General features: G+C 50.7%; 7 protein-coding genes. 1 reads left to right on the top strand and 6 read right to left on the bottom strand.

The window, feature by feature from the left end:
* Positions 1-249 precede the first annotated feature (249 nt).
* On the top strand, positions 250-3,105 hold the full coding sequence (locus AC5FXQ_RS14040) for a ligand-binding sensor domain-containing protein (RefSeq protein ID WP_493603061.1): 2,856 nt from the start codon (positions 250-252) through the stop codon (positions 3,103-3,105).
* A 128-nt stretch (positions 3,106-3,233) separates the two neighbouring features.
* Here the strand turns inward: AC5FXQ_RS14040 and AC5FXQ_RS14035 are convergent, their stop codons facing one another.
* From AC5FXQ_RS14035 to AC5FXQ_RS14010, 6 genes are all read right to left on the bottom strand, one after another.
* Complete coding sequence (locus AC5FXQ_RS14035; RefSeq protein WP_493603060.1) at positions 3,234-5,615, bottom strand: glycoside hydrolase family 3 N-terminal domain-containing protein; 2,382 nt, start codon at positions 5,613-5,615, stop codon at positions 3,234-3,236.
* Between the two features lie 217 nt (positions 5,616-5,832).
* Entirely contained in the window at positions 5,833-7,284 is a 1,452-nt protein-coding gene (locus AC5FXQ_RS14030; RefSeq protein WP_493603059.1) for a glycoside hydrolase family 30 protein, read from the bottom strand.
* Positions 7,285-7,372: 88 nt separating this feature from the next.
* Positions 7,373-8,227 carry a glycoside hydrolase family 16 protein gene (locus AC5FXQ_RS14025; RefSeq protein WP_493603058.1) on the bottom strand — a complete coding sequence of 285 codons (855 nt, stop codon included), beginning with the start codon at positions 8,225-8,227 and terminating at the stop codon, positions 7,373-7,375.
* Between the two features lie 139 nt (positions 8,228-8,366).
* Positions 8,367-9,800, bottom strand: coding sequence for a PKD domain-containing protein (locus tag AC5FXQ_RS14020; RefSeq protein WP_493603057.1), 1,434 nt, complete (start codon positions 9,798-9,800; stop codon positions 8,367-8,369).
* Between the two features lie 28 nt (positions 9,801-9,828).
* Positions 9,829-11,328 carry a RagB/SusD family nutrient uptake outer membrane protein gene (locus tag AC5FXQ_RS14015; protein ID WP_493603056.1) on the bottom strand — a complete coding sequence of 500 codons (1,500 nt, stop codon included), beginning with the start codon at positions 11,326-11,328 and terminating at the stop codon, positions 9,829-9,831.
* Between the two features lie 28 nt (positions 11,329-11,356).
* Positions 11,357-14,530, bottom strand: a complete 3,174-nt coding sequence (locus AC5FXQ_RS14010; RefSeq protein WP_493603055.1) for a SusC/RagA family TonB-linked outer membrane protein — start codon at positions 14,528-14,530, stop codon at positions 11,357-11,359.
* Positions 14,531-14,991: the final 461 nt, after the last annotated feature.

The raw sequence follows: 14,991 nt of genomic DNA, 5'->3' as shown, positions 1-14,991 counted from the left end.
TATAAAGCTATTAAAATAATAGTCTATACCTTAAATTTAACGCTTCACTGTCAGAAGACTTTTTTGTCTGGTTAGTGCTCCTTTTTAGTATTACCGGTGTCTTGTTTTGGCTGAATTTGAAATATGCTTTGAATTGTTGATATTCAAAGTCTCAAATTACACAAGGGCATTGTGAAAAAGCTTTCTTTCTTATTAATCTTCATTCTGTTTCTATGCTGTTCGCTTTGCATCCAGGCAAAGGGAGAGGGAGTGCCCTATATCAAAAATTATTCGCTTAAAGAATACCAGGCTTCCCCGCAAAACTGGGCCGTGGTGCAGGACCACCGGGGCATCATGTACTTCGGAAACAACTATGGTGTGCTGGAGTTCGACGGCAACCACTGGCGCAGACTCGGACTCCCGAATCGGTCTACGGTACACTCGCTGGCCGTAAACAAGGAGGGACGGGTTTATGTAGGCGGACAGGATGAGTTCGGCTACCTGCAGCCCAACGAATCAGGTATGATGGCCTATGTGTCACTCAAGCCGCTTATCAGCAGTGAACACAGAACATTTGCAGATGTCTGGAACATCTTCACCAGAGACGATGAAGTGTTTTTCTGCACCGTGTCGGGTGTTTACCATTTCGATGGCGACAGCATCAAGGTATACAAAACACCCTTCGAACCGACTGGCTTCCCGTTTTATGTGCAGGGCAGGCTTTTGGTGCCCGTGCTAGGGCAGGGGCTTTACGAACTGAAAAACGAGCGGCTGGTACACGTGCAGGGAAGCGAGCGGATCGCTGACTATAACATAGCCTCCATCCTGCCATACCCCGGAGGAAAAGCCCTGATCGTAACAGAGGAAAAAGGGATCTTCATCTATGATGGGTATAGCGGCTTTAGCCCTAGTAACTGGCCGGTGGAGGACTTCCTGATCAGAAATAAAGTAAACACAGCCACTACCCTTACAGAAGGCTATGCCATTGGCACCCTCTTAAATGGCCTTGTGGTCATCGACATGGACGGCCGGCCTACTCAGCACCTCAACAGCAGCAAGGGCCTGCAGAACAGCACCGTTCGCAGCATTTATCAGGACCACAAAGAGAACCTCTGGCTGGCCCTGAATTACGGCATCGATTACGTGGAGGTTAACTCACCCTTTAAGGTTTTCAACAACAGGCTGGGTTTGCCGGGAACAGGCTATGCTTCCCTGGTAAATCAATCCACGCTATACCTGGGTACCAGCGACGGCTTGTTCTACAAACCGATTGCTGACGACGAAAACCCGCTGAGTCCACTACCTCTGCAGCGAGTAGAGAACACAGAAGGGCAGGTATACAACCTGCAGCAGATTGGCGGGAAGATTATTCTCTCGCACCACAATGGGCCTTTCGAGATCGTCGATAACAAAGCGGTCAGGCTTTCGGAACACCGGGGCGCATGGCTGTTTCTACCGCTTCAGTCCCGCCCAGGCTACTACCTCTGCGGTACTTACCACGGCCTGATGCTTTATAGAATGGTTGACGGTAGACTGGTTTTTCAGAATAAGATCAGTGGGTTCGGGGAATCCTCCCGGGTGATGGAAGAAGACAGTGAAGGCAATATCTGGGTGGCACACGGCTATATCGGTCTGTTCAAACTCAAGCTGTCCGAAGACCTGACAAAGGTGGACCAGGTGGCTTTTTATGGCGAGCAGAACGGTTTGCCTTCCAACCTGGGCATCAATGTGTATAAGATAAACGGCAAGCTGGTTTTCACGGGGCTACAGGGCGTATACCTGTACAACAGCAGAATCGACAGATTTGAGGTATACGACGAGCTGAATAAGCTCTTTGACAGTCGGGTGCAGGTACGTAAGCTGGTCGAAGACAAAGAGGGCAACATCTGGTTCTCTGCGGGCGACGAAATGGGCCTGATCCGGAAGCTGAGCAACGGCAGTTATGAAGTGATCAAAAACGTGTTCAATAAGCTGGAAGGCAAACTGGTGGGCGGCTTTGAGCACATGGCCTACTACAACAACCAAAACGTGCTGATAGGTATAGACGAAGGCTTTGTGCAGTACCAGCCCAACTTTTTGCAGAAGAACAGCCTGCAAGAGAAGTTCTATACCTTGATCCGTCAGGTGGAAGTGCGAAAACAGGCCGGTGACTCGCTGATCTATGGTGGCTCGTTTGTGAATAATGGGTTGATTGAAAACGCGCAGCCCGGCCACAGCATCCCGACCTTGCCGTATGTGCTTAATTCACTTAAGTTCACGTTCGGGGCGATTCTCTACGATGGCATCGAAGATGTGCAGTACCGCTACTATCTGGAGGGATTTGACGAGGACTGGTCGCCTTGGGGCAGTACCCTGCAAAAGGAGTATACCAATCTGCGGGAGGGCACCTATACCTTTCGGGTAAAGGCACGCAATGTGTACAACCAGGAAAGTGAAGAAGCAAGTTATGCCTTTACTGTTTCCCCGCCGTGGTACAGGTCGGTTTGGGCTTATGCCGCGTATGTGCTTTTGGGGCTTCTGGCAGGCTATCTGGTTTGGAAGATGATGGACCGCCGAATATACCTGGCCAAGATAAAGCTGCAGCAGGAACAGCAGAAGGCGCTTAGGCTCAAAGAGGCGCAGCACATGGAAGAGGTGCTGAAAGCCGAAAAAGAGATCATCCGACTCAACAATGAAAAGCTGGAAAGCGAGCTCAACCACAAAACCCAGGAATTGACCTCCTCAGCCCTTCACGTGATGCACAATGTGGAGGCGGTGCACAAAGTGAAGGAGCAACTGCAGCGTGTTATGGACGATGTGAGCGAGAAAGAGACCCGCATGCAATTGCGCAAGATTCTGCGGGCTGTGGAAGAGGAGATCAAGATCGAAAACAACTGGGAACAGTTTGAGACCCATTTCAACCAGGTACACCAGGACTTCCTTAAACGCCTGAGCCAGGATTACCCCGAGCTCACCCATAAAGACCTGAAAATGTGCGCCTACCTCCGCCTCAATTTGTCCAGTAAAGACATTGCTGCGCTACTGAAACTCTCGCTGAGAGGTGTAGAGACGAGCAGGTATAGGATCCGGAAGAAAATGAATCTGGAGCAGGACGAAAACCTGGCGGATGTGATTTTGAGATATTAAGTGCAGGAGCTTATACCTCGGCAGCGTTGAATAATGACAAAAACAGAATACATAATAAAGAAAGCGCCCGGCATCACCGGGCGCTTTTTCTAATCAATATACTCACTATAATTAATCTTCCATTCTAATTACTTCGATACTCTGGCGTCGGCATCCAGCAGGGTGAACTTCTTCACCTGGTTGCCAATGCGTACCTCGAATTCACCGGCTTCAGTTACCTTTTTACCTTCACGGTTGGTATAGCTCAGGTCATCGGCAGTTAGGGTTAACGAAAGGGTTCTGCTTTCCTGTGGTTTTAGGTTGATCTTCTCAAAGCGGCGGAGGCGTTTCACGTCTGGTGTGATGCCTGTTGCGTACAGGTCGGAGGTATAGAGGTGCACCGATTCTTTACCTTCTCGTTTGCCCGTGTTCGTCACTTTGATTGTCACTTCAATTGGTTCGTCCATTTTAATGTTTTCCTTCACGGTCAGGTTTTCATAGGAGAAGGTGGTATAGCTCAGGCCGTGACCGAATTCGTACTGCGGGTTGTAATCCGCTTCGTAGTTGTACACCCCCTCGGCCTTTCGCTGCTCAGCAGACGGCTTGTGGATGAAAGGCACGAGTGCATTCGGGTAGCGTGGGTAGTTGTAAGGCAGTTTGCCCGAAGGGTTCACATCGCCAAACAGTACATCCGCCAGGGCGTCGCCACCGAAGTTGCCGGGTTGGTAAATCTGCACGATGGCCTGCATCTGCTGCTCAAACTTGCTGATCACACGCGGACGGCCCTCGTTTAGCACCAGGATCACCGGCTTACCTGTAGCTGCCATTTTCTTGGCCAGTTCGGTTTGCAGATCTGAGATGTAGATGTCGTTGATATTGCCTGGGGTTTCGGTAGAGGTGTTTTCACCGAGGCAGAGGATGATCACGTCAGCTTTTTTAGCGGCGGCAACGGCCTGTTCCATTTTGTCGGCATACTCTTCGTAGTAGAATCCGTCCATTTTGTAGCTCACGCCCGGCACAAAGTTCACATTGGCAGCGCCTATTTCGTTCTGCAGTGCCTCCACAATAGTGTTGTACCTGCCAGCAAATTCCTCTACTTTTTCGCCCTGCCAGGAGTAGGTCCAGGCACCGTTTAGGGTGCGCATGCTGTTGGCGTTCGGGCCGGTTATCAGCACTTTCATACTCTTGCGGAGCGGCAGCACATTGTTGTCGTTCTTAAGCAAAGTAATTGACTCAGCAGCCATTTGGTAGGCGGCCTCCTCAAACTCTTTGCTTCCGAATTTTGGGTAATCCTTCGGGTTGGTAGTTGGTTTCTCAAACAGGTTCAGGTTGTGCTTCACGCGCAGAATGCGGCGTACGGCATCGTCTATCCGCTCCTGCTTCACTCTGCCTTCCTTCACCAGCTCTACCAGTCCTTCACAAAACGGTTCGTACTGGTACGCGATCATCGACATATCCACGCCCGCATTGATGGCAAGCGCAATGGCATCCTTCATGGTAGGAGCTACTTTGTCGCGGGTATGCAGGTACTCGATATCGCCCCAGTCTGTTACTACCAGGCCTTTAAAGCCGAGCTCTTCTTTCAGTAGCTTGGTCAGAATATCAGGGTTGGAGTGCACCGGTACGCCGTTGATGATGCCTGAGTTGATCATGATGGTTTGAGAACCTGCTTCAATCGCAGCTTTGAATGGGGGTAAATGATATTCTCGCAGGGCCTCCTCCGGTATATAAGTCGGTGTTCTGTCTTTGCCGGAAGTGGGTACTTGATAGCCCAAAAAGTGTTTCATGCACGAAGCCACATGCTCGTGATGCCCAATGCTGTTATCTTCGCCTTCGTAACCCTTGATCATCTCCAAACCAAGTTCTGTGATCAGGTAAGGGTCTTCACCGAAGGTTTCGAATTGGCGTGAGAAGCGCGGATCGGGGCCCAGGTCCAGCACAGGGGAGAAGTTCCAGGGGATAGAGCTGGCACGGGTTTCGTAGGCGGTTATCTCGGCGCCACGACGAACCAGTTCGCGGTTGCGGCTGGCTGCCTGCCCGATCTGCTGCGGAAACATGGTGCCTCCTGCCGTATAGGTAGCCCCGTGAATCTGGTCCACACCGTAAATCACCGGGATTTTCATGCGGGTCTGATTCATGGCCATGTCCTGGATTGCGCTGATGACGGTATACCACTGCTCCGGTGTGCGGGCGCGGTTATTGGCCGTATTCAGGATCGAGCCTATTTTGTAGTCGACCAGTGCTTTGCGAAGCTCCACCATATCTAGTTCAAAAGGCTCATAACTGCTGAATCTGTTCTCGCCTTTGCCCACCACATCGAGTGTGATCTGGGCCATCTGGCCTACCTTCTCTTCCAGCGTCATCTTACTGAGCATGTCCTCAATTTTCCGGTCGATCTCGGAAAGTTGTGGTGCTTCCTGCACGTTCGTGGCCGTGCTATCAGCGGACTCAGCGGCTGGTTTGGGGGTCTGGCAGTTAGCGAGCAGCAAACAGGCTGCAAAAGCTGTCAGGGTTGCATTTTTTAATTTCATGCTGTATCGGTTTTGTAAACGTATTTCAAAGGCCGTGCTCTATTGCATAGCGGCTGTTATTCAGTTGTTTCTGTTTCTTTTGGCTTCAGAATGAGCAGCAATTCGCCTCGTCTGGTGAAGTAGGATTTGTTCTTAAAGCTCTGCGGGAATGCACAGAAGTGATTCGTCTTCCACAGGTTAACAGGTTTCCATTTAAGGGATTTTTTTGCTCCGTGCTTTACCATACATAAGTGCCTACTGCCCCTTTTGCGAGGCTGGTGGTAAATGATTTTCCGTTGAATTGTATGTTGAAAGTCGAAGCAGCCTGGCCGTCGTTCAGTACGATCAGCACCTTGTTGCCCTTTGGAGTTTTGAAAGCCACATTGGGCAGGCCATCCGGCATATTGGAGCCCACCCGCACAGAACCATCCCGCACAAATTTGGAGGCGTGTGCCACCACGTAGTAGGCCGGGTTGCGGGTTATACCTTTATCGATCGTGATCGCACCCAGGCATTCGGTACAGCCGCCTTCGGTATGCGGGTCCTGGTTTGCGTCGGCTGCCAGGTTCCATTCCAGTACCGTTTTGCACCAGTTGCGGGTCGCGCCTATGATCAGGTTTTTGGTGTGCCAGTGTAAATCTCCGGCCAGGTTACCCGGTGCGCCCACCCATTGCTCCGTGAAGTACAGGTTCTTGTCGGGGTGCGCTTCGTGCACCTGACTCAGCGCATCGATAGTACCGCCATACAGGTGAAAGGCGGAACCGTCGATGTACTGCTTCGCCTCCGGGTCGTTGAGGATGCTGATCGGGTAGTCGACGCGGTCGGCATTGTGGTCGTAGATGATAATTTTGGTATCAAGCCCAGCAGCTCTGAAAGCGGGGCCGAGGCTCTGCTTGATAAACTGCGCCTGCTCAGGGGCCAGCATCAGCAAACTCGGGTTGTTGCCGGGGTGCAGTGGTTCGTTCTGTACCGTAATGGCATCAATGTGTATACCTTCAGCGGCCATTTCCTGCACATACCTGACGAAATATTTGGCATAGGCATCGTAAAACTCTGGCTTCAGGCTGCCACCGATGGAGCTGTTGTTGGTCTTCATCCAGGTAGGAGGGGACCAAGGTGATCCCATCAGTTTAATATCCGGGTTGATAGCCAGAATTTCCTTCAGCACAGGTATAAGGTCGGCACGGTCTGGACCCAGGTCGAACTTCGTCATGTTCGGGTCGGTTTGTCCGGCAGGCAGATCGTTGTAAGAGAATACAAAGCTGCTCAGGTCCGAAGCACCGATGCTGAGGCGCAGGTAGTTTACCCCGATGCCATTGCCCTCCGTCGAGAAAAGCTCTTTAAGCAGAATGGTCCTGTCAGCGGCTGACATCCTGTTGAGCATCAAAGCGCTACCTCCGGTCAAGGTATAGCCGAAGCCATCCATTGTCTGGTAGGTCTCAGTGGTGTCTACTGTAATGGTAAGGTGCTGATTGGCAGTTTCCTGGAAGATAAGCTGCGTGTTCTGCTGCTTGAACAGCACCGCATTGGCCGGGTCTGTCAGCCAGAAATCAACTTTGCCTGATTTAGTACCTTTTGTCGTTTCTTCTGGTTCGGCTTGTGCCACTTCCTTTTTGCAGGAAAGCAGCAAGGGCACGAATAAGAGAAACAATAAGGCTTTCCCGAACCGTTTGGAGGCAAAGTGTTTCATGGGCAGTGTAACTTGTTTGGCAGAAATTTGCTAGTGCATGAAGGCGTGTTTACACCGTGCACGCTGGCAGGTATAGCGCTTCAATAATTTACTTTTCGATCATCTTATAAACCCGCACATAGTCAACTTCCATCGTCTGTGGGTATACACTTGGGTCGACACCTTGTGCACCACCCCAGTTGCCCCCCACGGCAATGTTCATGAGCAGGTGAAAGCGTTTGTCGAAAGGCCAGTAATCAGAGCCTTTACCTTCGTTGATGAACTCGAACACAGGTATGTTGTCGATGTAGCCCCTGATGGCGTAAGGCGTCCAGTCGACACGGTATAGGTGAAAATCTGTGCTGGCTGTCTCTACGATTTTGCTTTTCCCTTTCTGGGTGTTCTTGCTGTGGTTATAAGCCTCGGTGTGCACAGTAATGTGCACATTGTTCTGGTCGTAACCCACATGCTCCATCACGTCGATCTCGCCAGACTTTGGCCAGCCACCGTAAGCCCAGTCAGTTGGCAGCATCCAGATGGCGGGCCAGGTGCCTCTGCCCGTGGGGAGCTTGGCTCTGAACTCGAAGCGGCCGTACAGAAAATCTCCCTTGTTTTTGGTAACTAGTCTGGCTGAGGAGTATTCTCTGTTATCCGTGTTTTCTTTTCGGGCTGTAATCTTCAAAGTGCCATCCGATACGCTGGCATTGTTCAAGTGATCAGTATAATACTGCAGCTCGTTGTTGCCCCAGCCGGTGCCGCCAATGTCATAGCCCCATTTCTCTGAATTAGGCTTGCCGTTGTAGTCAAATTCATCGGACCAGACCGGGGTGCTTTCGAACTTCCAGTTGAGGTCTTCGGGGATTTTAGGCTGTGATATGAAAGGCTGTGGCTCCTCCTTGCCGGAAGAGCAGGAGCATACAGTAAAGGATAGGCAGTAGGCTATAACTGCAAATAATATATGCATTGGTTTAATGGTGTAAGTGTAAAGCATGTGCTTTGTTCCCTGATGTAGTATTGTGTCGGAAGGTTGTTGAAATAGTGAAAAGGCAGCCAGGTCAACAGCGGAGCCTGGCTGCTTTCAATCATCACTACTACTACTACTACTATTCTAACTTAAAATCATCTATGAAGAATATGCCGGGGATAAAGTGACCCTCGCCGCCAATCTGAATCACGATTCTGTTCAGGTCTTTTCTGTCCGCGTATGGCGAGAAATCGAAGCTCAGTTCCACCCACTTATCCAGCTGTGTCACCTCTTTCTTGATCTCTACTTGCGTTTCCCAAGGGGCACCCGAAGTGCCGTCCTGCAACTTCACCGACACCTGCTTCAGCATGTTCTTGATTGCCCAGTCGTAGCCTGCCATGGATGTGAAGTCGTTGTAGCTAGGCATGAACACTTTCAGCTTAAATACATTGCGCGATGTCAGGTCGAAGTTGTATTCATAGTCGGCAAACAGGTTTGCAAATGCGAACTGCTCTCCTTCCTGCTTCACGTACATGGCAACCTTTGGCGATGTATTGATCGGAAGTGGGGCAGGGTTGTCGTAGCTCTCATTGAACATGAGGTTGTCCTTCTTCCAGACCATGTTGCCGTTCCCGTCGAAACTGTCGAACATGTTTTCGATTTTGATGGCACGTGGTTCTACCGGATGTTCGTATCCTTTCGGCACCAGGCGCAGCCACCAGGCATTGGCAGCATTTGCACCGTCACCGGCTTTCAGGTATAGCTCGTTCTCTGAGAGCGTCAGAATTTCGTAACGTGACACACCGGTATAATAACCAATGAAGCCATTGTTGGAGAGTACCAGAAACTTCTTGCCACCTTCCTCTGCAATGCTCCAGGTCATGTTGGCCGGCGGGGTATACGACAAGGTATAGTCATCGCCTTGCGCAGCACCACCCAGTCCTGCTGCATTTGAGCCGTTCACAAAAGTGTTGCCGTTGTTCTGGTAGGTATAGGCAAAGCCGTTCAGGTTAAAGGTCATCTCATCGTCATACAGACCCTCGGAGGCTTTATCGTTTGGCGGTGCTGACCACCATTCTGGCGTTGCCGCTGCAATTGGTCCCACACCCATATGGCCTGCTTTATGACGATCGATTACCCAGGTTTTGCCAGCTGCATTAGAAGCGCCACCACCAGTGAGCGTATTATAGTCCTCTCTGTCGAGCATCGTCACGTTCGTCTCGGCGATGGTAACGGTCTGCGTGTTGGAGGCATGGCCACCGTTGGTGATCACCGTTAACTTCACGGTATAGCTTCCCTCAACCGGGTAGGCCCCGCTCACCTGGTTACCCTCTGCAGAGTTTCCGTTCCCGAAATCCCAGATGGCCTTGAAAGTACCAGGGGTTGTATTGGTGAAGGTGATGATGTTAGGGTTGTCGGCTGTAGGAGTGGCAGTAAACTGCACCATTTCTGACTTTGGTGCAGGTGCCAGACCACCATCTATTTCATCCGGGGTACAGCCTGTGTGGCTCACCGCCGTCAGCGCAATTGCCAGGTAGAAGCAAAGGCCTGATATGATCTTATTGTATTTCATGATGTCTTTCAGTTTTAGTGTCTGCCTGTTATCTATACTCAGGATTCTGAACCAGCTTGGTGTTGATCAGCTCGTTCTGCGGTATCGGTAGCACTTCATGCTTGCCTTCCACAAAGCCCATGGATCCAAGCACAGCAGCGGCCCTGCCGGTACGCACCAGGTCGTAGAAGCGGTGACCTTCTGTTGCCAACTCAAGTCTGCGCTCACGATAAATGTTTTCCAGGGTAGGAGCTACAGGAGCCAACCCTACCCGGGCACGAACGGCATTGAGCAGTTCACCTGCTCTTGTGCTGTTGCCACCACCCTGTACAAGCGCTTCTGCCTCCATCAGGTAAGTGTCTGCCAGGCGGATCTCGATGTAGTTATTCGGGTAGTTCAGAATGATGTCGCCACCACCTGTGCTCAGCCATTCTTTTGTTGGCGCATATTTCTTCACAAAGTAGCCCGTGTCGTCGAAGCCAGGTTCGTAGGTAGCATCAGGTATGCTCTTGATATCAAGTACCGTGTGCTCGTAGCGTGGGTCACCGTCCAAGGCAGTCACCAAGTCATTGGTAAGTGGGTTAAAGCCCCAGCCAGCTTCGTACGTTGGTCCTGAGTAGCCCCTCGGGCCAAACATGAGCACAGCAATGTTACCGTCGAAGTTCGGCCAGCTTCCCCAGCCGGCGTTGCCAAGCGAGGTGTGCACAATCTCGAAGATGTTCTCGCTATTGAACTTGTTGCCCGGGCTGAAGATGGCGCCGTAATCTTCCAGCAATCTGTAGCCATACATGCTCGTGCCTCCTGGGGTGCCGTTTACATCAGCTAGCTGTGCGGCGGCTTCTGTCCATTTTTTCTGATACAGGAATACCTTGCCTAAAAGCGCTTTGCCTGCACCTTGCGTTACGCGGCCGCCTTCTGTAGAGGCAGGCACCGTAGTCGGCAGATTAGGTATAGCCTCTCTCAGGTCTTTCTCAATTTGAGCATATACCTGCTCTGGGGTAGTCTGTTCCTGGTTAAAAAGCTCAGCAGTTTCGAGCGGAGCCGTGAACAGGGGCACGTTTCTGAAAAGGCGCACTAAGTCGAAGTAGTAGTAGGCACGCAGGAACTTAGCCTCCGCGATAAACCGTGCTGACATCGCCTCTGACATGCCGGGTACGCCTGCCTCTACTTTAGAAAGGATGGTGTTGGCACGTGCTACGCCTCTGAAGTTTCTGTTCCAGTACTCTTCCTGCGGACCAATGGCTGGGTTTAGAGAGAACCTGTTCCATACCTGCCAGGTGTTCATGTCTGATGGGCCACCACCGCCTGCATGGGCATCGTCTGAGGCGGCGTTTACTGCCCCAAAGTTGTGGTAGGTGTTGCTGGCCTGCCAGCCGAGCGGGTCGTAGGCGGCTACCAGACCGGCATAGGCTTCCTCGGGGTTTCTGTAGTAATTTGACTCCAGGATGGTGCCTTTCGGGTCCACGTCCAGAAAATCGTCTTTGCAAGAGCTTAATAAGGGCAGGCCTAAAACGATGCATGCCATGTAGGTGAGATATCTATTTTTCATATCGCTACGCTTCTAAAAATCTGTCAGATTAAAAACCAATGTTAATACCAGCCATCAGGGTGCGCGCCTGCGGGTAGAAGGCACGGTCAACACCCATGATGTTGCCACCGATCTCCGGGTCGTAACCCGTGTAGTTGGTGAAGGTGAGCAGGTTGTTGGCACTCACGTAGAATCGGGCCTTCTGCAGCGATATTTTATCGGTCAGGCTGCTTGGCAAGGTATAGCCGATCTGGAAGGTCTTGATCCGGAAGTAATCGCCATCCTCCAGGTAGAAGTCAGATGGGTTGGAGAAATTGTTGTTCGGATCGCTTGTTGACAGTCTTGGGTATTCGTTCGAGGTGCCTTCGCCCGTCCAGCGGCCCAGTGCTCTGGTCTGCCAGTTAGCATTCGCCACATCCAGTCTGCGCAGTCCCTGGAATATCTTGTTGCCAGTCACGCCCTGTCCGAACACCATCAGGTCGAAGTTTTTCCAGGAGGCGTTGAAGGTTACACCGAATGTCCAGTCAGGAAGTGGCTTGCCCAGCACCATGCGGTCGGCTTCGTTGATCACACCATCATCGTTTGCGTCAACCCAGCGGAAATCACCTGGTCTGGCATTAGGCTGTATCACCTGGCCGGCAGAGTTCACATAACTCGCTACCTCTTCTTCGTTCTGGAAGATGCCGTTTGTCTTGTAGCCATAGAAGGTGCCGTAAGGCTGACCCACGATCATGCGGTTCAGGCGTCCATTGAAGGTGTGGATCGAAGCAGCGCCGTCTTCCGTAAACTCTTTGCCGCCCTCCAGCGAAAGGATCTTGTTCTTTACATAGGAGGCATTACCGGTCAGACCAAAGTTGAAGTCACCCACCTGGCGATTGTAACCCAGTTCCAGTTCTATACCTCGGTTTTGCATGTCAGCAATGTTAGCCACAGGGAAGCCCGTTGAGCCAACATAGCCCGGTATTTCCAATGGTCTCAAAATGCCAGAGGTCTTCTTGTTATACCAGTCGAACGTGAGGTTGATGGCATTGAAGAGGGTGGTTTCGAAGCCAATGTTCGTTTGGGCAGTTTCTTCCCAACGCAGATCCGGGTTAGCCGGGGCGTTCGGGCTGTAACCGATGGTATAACCCTCGTTACCGAAGGTGTAGTTTCTGCCAGCACCCACTGTAGACACGAATGCAAAGTTGCCGGTGTTGTCGTTACCAACCACGCCATACGAACCACGAACTTTCAGGAAGTCTACAACTGGATTGGTTGGCCAAAAGGACTCGTTAGAGGCAACCCAACCAAGGGAGATGGATGGGAAGTAGCCATACTTGTTGTTATCACCGAATCTGGAAGAACCATCACGTCTGATGATACCCGTCAAAAGGTACCTTTCTTTATAATCATACGTCACACGGCTGAACAGCGAGCTGATGGTGTGCGCTACGTTGTCGTAACCATAGGCTGTGATATTGGCTGTAGGCACCTGCAGGTTGAAAGAAGCATCACCAAAGTTATTGGCAGGTATAGCATTGTAAGAAACGCCCAAACCGTCTACCTCACCGTCCTTGTAAGCACCCTGTCCCAGCATAACTGAGAAATTGTGGCCACCAATGGAGCGGGCATAAGATATGGTGTTCTCAATATTATAGTCCAGCACCATGTTCCGGTCACGGCTTCTGGCAGTTTGAGGACTGGCGGTAGAAGCATTGAGGTAGTAGATTGGCCTGAAGCTTTCACCGCCCCAATAGGCCAACTTGCCGCCTAGTGTAGAGCGCAGGCGCAAGCCTGTGAGTGGCTCCACTTCCACAAACGCATTGCCTACAATATTGTCAGACCAACCATAATTGCCCAGTTGTGTCTGCACGTAAGCAAGTGGGTTCGTCATTTCCTGCTGCACTGTATTGGAGATGCCATACGGGAAGCCCTGCCCATTTCTGACTACAGGTTGCCTGTTGTACACACTCTCAGGGTTATTGAGAATGTTCGGATCTGTGATGAGTACTGGGGTAGTGGGGTCGAGGTTGATGGCTGAACTCAGCGGACCACCAAATTCTGTGTTTGGATTGAGACCGCCCTGGCTTTTGATATGGGAGTAGCCCAGTGTCTGGCCGATGGTCAGCCATTTGGTTGCCTTGTGAGTAGAGTTGAGGCGGATGTTGTGGCGCTCAAAGTTCGAAATGGCTGTTGTGACAATACCTTCCTGATTCAGGTAGCCATAGGAGGCATAGAAAGTAGATTTGTCGTTGCCACCGCTCAATGCAAAGTCATGGTTCTGGATGATGGCATTGTCATTGAAAACAGTGGATTGCCAGTCAGTGCCTTCACCCAAGGCCTGTGGATCAGGGTAGGGGAGGTTAAAAGGCTGCCCAGGCTGCCAGCCATTCGCATAAGCTTCGTTGCGCAGGGTTGCATACTGCGTGGCGTTGAGCAGATCCAGCTTTCTGACAGGCGCCTGCGTACCTAGATAAGCATTGTAGTTGATTCTCATGCTGCCCTGACGACCTTTCTTGGTCGTTACCAGGATAACGCCAGCCGCACCACGCGTACCATATATGGCAGCCGAAGCAGCGTCTTTCAGTAACTCGATGGACTCAATGTCAGATTGGTTCAGGTAGTCTATACCTCCGCTCACCACTACACCGTCTACTACATAAAGTGGTTCGTTACTATTCAGAGTGGTAATACCACGTACCCTAACCGTTGACGCTGCTCCCGGCGCTCCTGAGTTAGATGCTACCGTTACGCCTGATGTTCTACCCTGTAGGGCTTGCTCCACACGTGTAATCTGTTGGTTTTCAAGGTCAGAGGAGCGAACGCTTGAGATGGCCCCTGTTACGACGCTTTTCTTTTGCACGCCATAGCCAATCACTACTACTTCTTCCAGCGATTTTGCATCCGTCTGCAGCACGATGTTAATGGTGGTGCGGTCGTTGATAGGGACTTCCTGTCGCAGGAAACCAATGTAGGATACCACCAACACACCTCCCTCATCGGGCACTGTGATGGTATAGTTGCCATTCGCATCGGTTGAAGCGCCAGTGCTTGTTCCTTTTAAGGATACACTAGCCCCAATCAAGGGCTCTCCGGTGTCAGAAGTTACCTTGCCCGAAATTGTTTTGGCGAAGTACTTCTCTTTGTTTGGCCTTACCATGCCTGCCTCTGCTGCAAAAGCTGCACAAGGTATACAGGTCGCTATGGTAAGGCAAACCACAGATGTGTATAGATATTTTCTCATAAATTATTTGGTTAAATAATTAAACTCAATATATACAGGTGAGAAATTGGTAATTGCACTTTTGGAAATAGCTATAGGCAAAGTCTGTCTGGCCTTCAATCCCAAATCGGAATATGACAGGTTACTCTGAATTGGCAAGGCTCTTTGCTTTATCTCTTCGGCTACTTTGTGTTATAATTTTAGTCATGTTATTGATAAACACATAAAAAGTAGACACTGCATGGTTACTTTTCGACTACGTCAAAACTACGTCAATATTAAATATTGTCTATAATTGCCTGTTTATCAGGTGCGAATAGCCTTAAAGGAATTGTTGAAAATGAATCTCGGGCTCAGGGCTGGCACAAAATCCTAATTTAAAATTCGTAAAAAAAGGAGGGATTGAAGAGGGGCTTTTGCTAAAACAAAAAAAATAGGAATGCTTTTTTGTGAGATTGTCAATCAGCTGATAGGTATAGCCA

This window comes from Pontibacter sp. LHS1 (genome assembly GCF_058932855.1).
Note: the sequence above shows the minus strand (reverse complement) of the source record. Positions and strands in the feature narration are given on the sequence as shown.

Bases quoted from the DNA above. Each gene is read 5' to 3' on its own strand.
- AC5FXQ_RS14010 (WP_493603055.1), bottom strand. From the start codon at position 14,530: ATGAGAAAATATCTATACACATCTGTGGTTTGCCTTACCATAGCGACC.
- AC5FXQ_RS14035 (WP_493603060.1), bottom strand. From the start codon at position 5,615: ATGAAATTAAAAAATGCAACCCTGACAGCTTTTGCAGCCTGTTTGCTG.
- AC5FXQ_RS14025 (WP_493603058.1), bottom strand. From the start codon at position 8,227: ATGCATATATTATTTGCAGTTATAGCCTACTGCCTATCCTTTACTGTA.
- AC5FXQ_RS14020 (WP_493603057.1), bottom strand. From the start codon at position 9,800: ATGAAATACAATAAGATCATATCAGGCCTTTGCTTCTACCTGGCAATT.
- AC5FXQ_RS14015 (WP_493603056.1), bottom strand. From the start codon at position 11,328: ATGAAAAATAGATATCTCACCTACATGGCATGCATCGTTTTAGGCCTG.
- AC5FXQ_RS14030 (WP_493603059.1), bottom strand. From the start codon at position 7,284: ATGAAACACTTTGCCTCCAAACGGTTCGGGAAAGCCTTATTGTTTCTC.